We start from the raw sequence: 7,436 nt of genomic DNA, 5'->3' as shown, positions 1-7,436 counted from the left end.
TAATGTGTTTGCCTTTTGTGTTATAATGTTCTTGCATCTCTTGGTATCCTTTTTTTGTAGTTACTAAAAGTATATCCTATGAGATGCATCTCTTGGTATCCTTTTTTTGTAGTTACTAAAAGTATATCCTATGAGATGCTTTTTTTGTACTACTGGCTAACTTAATTATATAATTTACTTATTCTTAAAAAATATAAAAATCTATTGTAATAACTTCTTAAAAGTGTTATAATTTTAAAGATGCTATGGCATTAATTACGATGTTCCTCTGTTGACAAGAGTTAATAACGAGCATTTTGTAAAAAGGAGAAAACAATGAACAAATTAATCGCAGAGATTACAAAATCACAATTAAGAACTGACATTCCTCAGTTTAAAGCAGGAGATACTGTAAGAGTACATGTTAGAATTATCGAAGGTGGACGTGAACGTATCCAACAATTTGAAGGTGTTGTAGTTAAACGTCGTGGCGGTGGAATATCTGCTACATACACTGTGCGTAAAATTTCTAACGGTGTTGGGGTTGAAAGAACATTCCCAGTTCATACACCAAAAGTAGAAAGAATTGAAGTAGTACGTAAAGGTAGAGTTAGACGTGCTAAATTGTATTACTTACGTAACCTACGTGGTAAAGCAGCTCGTATTAAAGAAGTACGTTAATAATAAAAAGGATATATCTTAGATATATCCTTTTTTTAATAAATAAAAATAAATTAAAACAAAAGTTGCTTTACAATTCCAAAAAGAAGATTAATTTAAGCAATAAAAATAATGCTTTTTAAGTGTGCCGTAATTTGAAAATGATTTAAAAATAATACAATTAATTTATTGTTCTATAAAAATTGCAATTTGTTTTATTTGTGATATAATAAGTAATAATTTCTCTAATAATGCATTCAAAAAGGGGGATATTGAAATGTCAAAGATTATAAAAGTCAAGAAAAAGAAAGCTATAAGCACCGAAACATTTGTATTTATTGGGCTTATAGTTGTAATATTTGCTGGTATGAGCTATGTAATGGGTCTAGGAAATATGTTCAAAAGTATGATGGCCACGGCTCATGACTTACTACTAAATACCGTATTTTACATCATGGCCATGGCCGTAGTAACAGGAGCATTAAGTATGCTACTATCAGAATTTGGGGTAATAGCTCTCATAAATAAATTATTCGCACCACTCATGAAACCACTTTGGGGACTGCCTGGTGCCAGTGTAACAGGAGCAATAGCAACCTATTTATCAGATAATCCTGCTATTATTCCTTTTGCAAAAGATAAAAAATTCACAGTATTTTTTAAAAAGTATCAAGTGCCAGCCTTATGTAACTTAGGAACAACATTTGGAATGGGGCTTATAGTTACAGTCTTTATGGCAACACAAGGTCCAGGTTTTTGGGGTCCTGCTCTAATAGGGGACTTGGGAGCAATCTTAGGAAGTATTGTCAGTGTACGCTTGATGTTAATTCAAACTAAAAAATATTATGGAGAGGAAGCGGAAGAAGCATTTATTGATGAAGTAGTAGAAGCTAATGAAGACCCTGCTAATTATCGTGAAGTCCGTGAAGGAAATATTTTTCAACGTGTTCTTGACACCCTTTTAGAAGGTGGTAGGTTAGGAGTGGAGCTGGGACTTGCAATTATTCCTGGTGTCCTTATAATTTGTACCATGGTTATGATGCTAACTTTTGGTCCAGGTAAAACTGGTTATACAGGTGCGGCTTATGAGGGGATTAAACTCTTACCCTGGATAGGAGATAAAATTTCATTTATTGTAGAGCCACTTTTCGGTTTCCAAAGTGCAGAAGCTATCGCCTTTCCAATAACTTCCCTTGGAGCCGTAGGTGGAGCTATGTCGCTAGTACCTGGTCTCTTAGAAAGAGGCTTGATAGGCGGTAACGAAATAGCAGTATTTACAGCAATGGGTATGTGCTGGAGTGGATACTTAAGTACGCATATCGGTATGATGGACGCATTAGGGGCAAGAAAATTATCTTCTAAAGCAATAATTTCACATACAATAGGCGGTCTTGTGGCAGGTGTCTTGGCCCACTTTATGTATATAGCCTTCTTTTAAATATAAATTTCAAAACCTTAGGACAAGTTCCCAGGGTTTATTTTTATTTTTAGATTCAGATTATTTAGTTTTAATAAATATTGCATTAAAAATTTTTATTTTTATAAAATTATATTTAGAAGTATTTTAAGAAAAAATCAAATGCTCAACACACTGATTTTATAGAATTAAATTTTTAGTAAGATAATTAATAAAAAAATCTTATTAAAATTTTTACTTTAATATTTTACTAAATAGATAAATTTACTGTTAAAATAAATTCTGAAGCATTATATCATATCAGAATATTTAATTTTAATAAGAATAATATTTAATTTTTTAAAAAATATTTAATTCATATAAAATTTTTAAATTAAAATAATAACTCAAATTAAGGTTTATTTTTAAGCTTTTTCTGTTTACTTTTTATATTTTTTTTATTATAATTATAATTATAACTTATAGGAGGATTATAACAATGGCAAAAATTGTAGTTGTTGGAGCTAATCACGCTGGAACAGCGTGTATCAATACAATATTAGGTAATTACGGAAAAGAAAATGAAGTGGTTGTTTTTGATAAAAATAACAATATTTCATTCTTAGGATGCGGTATGGCATTATGGATTGGTAAGCAAATTGCCGGGGCTGATGGATTATTCTATTCTAATAAAGAAACATTAGAAGCAGCTGGTGCTAAAGTAAATATGGAAGCCGACGTGCAAAGTATTGATTATGACAAAAAAGAAGTCCATGTTGTATTAAAAGACGGAAGAAAACATGTAGAAGGCTATGACAAATTAATATTGGCTACTGGTTCTAAACCAATAATACCCCCAATCAAAGGTGTAGAATTAGAAAATGTTCAATTTGTAAAATTATTCCAAAATGCTCAAGAAGTAATTGATAAATTGGAAAATCCTGAAATCAAACGTGTTGCAGTAGTTGGTGCTGGATATATTGGGGTAGAGTTAGCTGAAGCCTTTGAAAGAATTGGTAAAGAGGTTGTCTTAGTTGATGTTGCAGAAACTTGCTTGTCTGGTTACTACGACAAAGACTTAACAGAATTAATGAATAAAAATTTATCTGACCACAACATTAAATTAGCATTCGGACAAACAGTAACTGAAATTCAAGGAAATGGAAAGGTAGAAAGATTGGTTACTGATAAAGAAAGTTTTGATGTGGATATGGTAATTCTAGCAGTAGGATTTAGACCGAATAATGAATTAGGAAAAGATAAGTTAGAATTATTTAGAAATGGTGCTTATGTTATAAATCGCCATCAAGAAACTAGCGTAAAAGATGTCTATGCTATCGGAGATTGTGCCACAGTTTATGACAACTCATTAGGAGATGACGCGATTAACTACATCGCTTTAGCATCAAATGCTGTGCGTTCAGGGCTTGTAGCAGCCCACAATGTATGTGGTAAGCCACTGGAAACAATCGGAATACAAGGTTCAAATGGTATCTGCATCTACGACTTAAAAATGGTATCAACTGGATTAACATTAGAAAAAGCTCTAAGAGCTGGATATGATGCAGTAGTTACAGAATTTTCTGACTTGCAAAAACCCGACTTTATTGAACATGATAACCACGATGTAACTATTAAAATAGTTTATGATAAAAATACAAGAGTCGTCTTGGGTTGTCAAATTGCAAGTAAAGAAGATATGTCAATGGGTATCCACATGTTCTCTCTTGCCATTCAAGAAAAAGTTACAATTGAGCGTTTAGCCCTATTAGATATCTTCTTCTTACCACACTTCAACAAACCCTACAACTACATTACAATGGCAGCCCTAACTGCTAAATAATTTTTAAATTATTAGTAAAGAAGTGCAACCTAAAATTTTAGGTTGCACTTCTTATTTTGTGTATATATTAATTGTATCAGTATTTTTATTTGATATACTAATAATCAATTTTCCCTCCTATATTCCTCTGGTATTTCTATTTCTCTTACATCCATTTTACCTGTAACTACATCAGAAATTAAACTTTGTTTTAGTTCTTGTAGATTTTGGATTTGACTTTCTAAATAAGCTAATAAGTTATCAAATTTATTTTCTATATTTTTAATTTTTATAACTACTTTTTCTTGAGTATGAATATCTGGATAAAAAAATTCAAAATTATAAAAATCTCTTTGATATAGGTGAATTATTGTAGCCACACCTAAATTTAAATTATTAAACCATTCTTTGAATATATCACTTTTTAATACATAATAAAGATATTCTTTAGTAACAATAGTGTCTTTAAAAAATTCTATTTTCATAATTCCTGAATTAAGTGTAGCTTTTTCTTTTAAATTTTTAACAAGTGCCAATTTCCCCACTGTTCCATCTTTTGTTATCAATAAATCATCATTTTTTATCTGAATATTTTTATTTTGTTCCCACCTGAAATAAGGAACTCGGACACAAGTTTCATAATTTATTTCTCCATTTTTAAAATCAGTTCCAGTAATAAGTAATATTCCCTTATCACTGTATTCACCCGAATTTAAGCCTTGCCAACCAATTCTTCCAAATAAATTGCAAAAATATTTTATTTTAATCTTATTTCCATTTTCTACTTTTATTAATTTATTTATTAGTCTATTTTTTAATTTTTCAATTTCTTTTATCTTCCTCTTCTCCAACCCCACCAACCTATCAATCTCCCCTATCTTCCAATCAAGAAAGTTGGCTATTTGGGTTTGTTCAGATAGGGGAGGGATACCTTACTTTTCTCAAGTTCTACCAACCTATCAATCTCCCCTATCTTCCAATCAAGAAAGTTGGCTATTTGGGTTTGTTCAGATAGGGGAGGGATAATAGATTTTATGTTTTTAAATTCATCTTTTGTTATGGTATATCTAACAGATTTTGAATACACTTTATATTTTCTATCTTGAAAAATATATCTAAAATAATAATCTACAAATTTTTTGTTTGCTCCTATTATTTCAAATACTTCATAGGCGGATGTAATTTTACCTTTATACTTAGAAACAGAAGAAAATACAGCTGACTGATCTAAATCAAATAGGCACATAACTAATTGACCAATATTAACTTCTTGGTAATTTTCAAAAGTTTCTGGCATTTTTCCAGTAAAGTTATTATTCCCTTTTACATTTATTCCATTTTTTGTTAGTGATAACAATTCGTATTCATGTTCTTTATTTCCTACTACTTTTTTTTTACTTTTTAAAAAGACTTTATTTGGTAATATCTCCCAACCCTCTGGCACTTCTCTTAACCAGGGTAAATTTACTTTTCTATATTTTTTATATCTTTTCATCTAATCCCCTCCAGGATAGATGAAAGTAATCCCTTAGTATTCTTTTCTATTTCTTCAATATCTTTAATAATTTCATCAATATTTCTTAATTCTTTAGGCTTATAAAAATACTTAGTAAAACTTATTTCATAGCCTATTTGTTTTGATTTCATATCAAAAAAGGCATCTTTCTTATATGGCAGTATTTCATTTTCAAGATAGGCTTCAATCCCCCCTTCATAATTAAGGGGAATTATTTCACTATCTTTCAGCTCTTTATTACTTTCTGGATTTCCCTTACTATCAAGGACTATTTCACCATCTTCACTTACCTGTGTCAATAAATCACGAATAAGCCTTTTAGCCTTTGCTGGCAACTTAAGTTTAGAACTTTTAACTTCTTCTTCTACTAATTGCATAAAGTTGTTAAAGCTAGAACTTTCTATTTCTAATACTTTCACTACAATTTCATATAAGGACTTGTCAAAATCTTTTAAGCTATTTAGGGCTTCATCACTAACAAGCATTTTAAGTCTTAATGGTACAAGTACATCTATGGCAATATGGCCAAAGTCCTTATTATCAAAGACAAGGCTTTTTTCCTTATCAGCCTTATCAAAATCCAGATAAAGTTTAACTATTTCTTTTCTAATATCTCCTGGAATTTCACAATTTTTGCTTCCAAGATTTTTTCTTAAGGCTTCTTTCATATTTCTTGCATCAATTAGCTGGACTTTACCCTTTCTCCTATCTTCTTTTTTATTGGATAAAATCCAAAGATATGTCCCGATACCCGTATTGTAAAAAAGGTTCTCTGGTAATGCAACTATAGCTTCTAGTAAGTCTTGTTCAAAAATATATCTTCTTAAGTTACTTGCCCCCTGTCCTGCCCTTCCTGTAAATAAGGAAGAACCGTTGTGAACTTCTACAATCCTACTTCCAAGCCTGGTTTCTGTTTTCATCTTACTAATATTATTGGCTAAAAATAACATTTGGGGGTCTCCTATATCAGGCAGGAAAGAAAAACTTGGATTTTCATCATAGTTAATAACAAATCTACTGTCTATTATTTCTTCTTTTTTATTAACTCCGTATGTTTTTAAGTCTGACCTCCAGGCAGTCCCAAAGGGGGGATTAGATAGCATAAAGTCAAAAGTTTCTCCTGCAAACCTATCTTGTGATATTGTAGAACCGAATCGGATATTATCAGCCTGTATACCCTCACCCTTTACCAGCATATCGGCTTTGGCAATGGCATAGGTTTCATCAGAGTTTTCCTGACCGAATAAGTTTATATTAACATTTTTGTCTATCTTCCTAGCAAGTTCTAATATTCTTTGTTCTCCCACTGTCAGCATACCACCAGTACCTGCTGCCCCGTCGTATATTCTATAGGATGTTGAGTCGATTTTATCTTGAATAGGGATAAAGGCTAAGTCGGCAATAAGTTCTACTATATCTCTGGGTGTAAAGTGTCTTCCAGCATCTGTTACATTGGTTTCTTCATTGAACATTCTTATTACTTCTTCAAATAGGGTTCCCATGGAATGATTGTCTAGGGCTTCAATTTTTACTGTGCCGTCTTCATTTAAAACGGGTTTGTTGTTAAAGTTGTATTTTGGATCTACAAATTTTTCTATGAGCATGCCCAGCCTATCTTGCTGAGATAATCTTTCAATTTCATTTCTTATATGAAATTTATCAATGATTACTTGAACATTTGATGAAAAGCCATCTAAGTAGGCTATAAAGTCGTCTTTTAGTGTTTTGCTTCTGCTAACTCCTTTTAGGTCTTTTAGGGTGAAGTCTGCCTTGTTTACAAAGTTTTGTCCTGCAACTTGAAATAGGGCTGCGTCCATATTGTCTTTTACGCCTAAGTTAATGAGTTCTTTTTTCTTTTTTATTACTTCTTCGTGTTTTTCTTCTAAGACTGCGTCTAGTCTTCTTATTACAAACATAGGTAGTATTATTTTTCGGTAATCTCCTAGGTCGTATACATCTACTAAACAGTCATTTGCTATCCCCCAAATAAATGATTTTAGGGCGTTGTAGCTTGTATTACTTAACATATGTTTTCCTCTGCTTTCTTTATGTTTTTAAATTTT

6 protein-coding genes are annotated in these 7,436 nt (G+C 31.4%); 3 read left to right on the top strand and 3 right to left on the bottom strand.

Translation table 11 applies throughout. The features are described from left to right. Positions 1 to 315 precede the first annotated feature (315 nt). The 3 genes from rplS to nox all read left to right on the top strand — a co-directional run bounded on the left by rplS (position 316) and on the right by nox (position 3,878). A complete protein-coding gene (rplS, locus tag KMP12_RS06970) occupies positions 316 to 660 on the top strand; it encodes a 50S ribosomal protein L19 (protein ID WP_215757000.1) in 345 nt (114 codons plus the stop codon). 256 nt (positions 661 to 916) lie between these two features. Beyond that, positions 917 to 2,077: a CD0519/CD1768 family membrane protein gene (locus KMP12_RS06965; RefSeq protein ID WP_215756999.1), complete on the top strand. Its 1,161-nt coding sequence runs from the start codon at positions 917 to 919 to the stop codon at positions 2,075 to 2,077. 457 nt (positions 2,078 to 2,534) lie between these two features. Then, on the top strand, positions 2,535 to 3,878 hold the full coding sequence (gene nox, locus KMP12_RS06960) for a H2O-forming NADH oxidase (RefSeq protein ID WP_215756998.1): 1,344 nt from the start codon (positions 2,535 to 2,537) through the stop codon (positions 3,876 to 3,878). Between the two features lie 104 nt (positions 3,879 to 3,982). Here the strand turns inward: nox and KMP12_RS06955 are convergent, their stop codons facing one another. Genes KMP12_RS06955 through KMP12_RS06945 form a run of 3 tightly spaced genes read right to left on the bottom strand, consistent with a single transcriptional unit; the run spans position 3,983 to position 7,400 of the window. Further along, on the bottom strand, positions 3,983 to 4,714 hold the full coding sequence (locus KMP12_RS06955) for a restriction endonuclease subunit S (RefSeq protein ID WP_215756997.1): 732 nt from the start codon (positions 4,712 to 4,714) through the stop codon (positions 3,983 to 3,985). Between the two features lie 41 nt (positions 4,715 to 4,755). Then, a complete protein-coding gene (locus KMP12_RS06950) occupies positions 4,756 to 5,352 on the bottom strand; it encodes a restriction endonuclease subunit S (protein WP_215756996.1) in 597 nt (198 codons plus the stop codon). Further along, the gene (locus KMP12_RS06945) at positions 5,349 to 7,400 is read right to left on the bottom strand and encodes a type I restriction-modification system subunit M (RefSeq protein ID WP_215756995.1); all 2,052 of its coding nucleotides are present in this window, start codon (positions 7,398 to 7,400) and stop codon (positions 5,349 to 5,351) included. The genes KMP12_RS06950 and KMP12_RS06945 overlap by 4 nt, the downstream gene beginning before the upstream one ends. Positions 7,401 to 7,436: the final 36 nt, after the last annotated feature.

It is taken from the genome of Gemella sp. zg-1178, assembly GCF_018790995.1.
Taxonomy (GTDB): domain Bacteria; phylum Bacillota; class Bacilli; order Staphylococcales; family Gemellaceae; genus Gemelliphila.
Note: the sequence above shows the minus strand (reverse complement) of the source record. Positions and strands in the feature narration are given on the sequence as shown.